Source organism: Salifodinibacter halophilus (genome assembly GCA_012999515.1).
Lineage (GTDB): Bacteria > Pseudomonadota > Gammaproteobacteria > Nevskiales > Salinisphaeraceae > Salifodinibacter > Salifodinibacter halophilus.
Map to the genome: position 1 here is coordinate 1 of JABEEB010000150.1, position 291 is coordinate 291.

The 291-nt window shown below is 65.3% G+C and carries 1 protein-coding gene; it reads left to right on the forward strand.

Annotated features, from left to right (window positions below; all coding sequences use genetic code 11):
* Window positions 1-262, forward strand: a 262-nt coding sequence (locus tag HKX41_11095; protein NNC24677.1) for a hypothetical protein, incomplete at its 5' end; no start/stop codon positions are given.
* Window positions 263-291 lie beyond the last annotated feature (29 nt).

Genomic DNA, 291 nt, shown 5'->3' on the forward strand with positions numbered 1-291 from the left:
CTTCTTCGATCCGTACACGCCGGGCGATACGATCGGCTTCAAGCAGTTCGATATGGCGCTGCAGAAGGAATGGGACACCGGCGCCGGCTTCAAGCTGTGGGCGCGCGGCGACGTGCTCAACGTGTTCAACTGGCGCAACTACATCGACTTCGACACCTACCGCGGCGCGGTCGGCGCGCCGAATCCGAAGCTCGGCGAGCGGCGCGACAACATCTCGCTGCCGACCCGCATGTTCAAGCTGTCGATGGGCTTCAACTGGTAAGCCTCGCGCCGGCCGCCCGATCGCGGGCG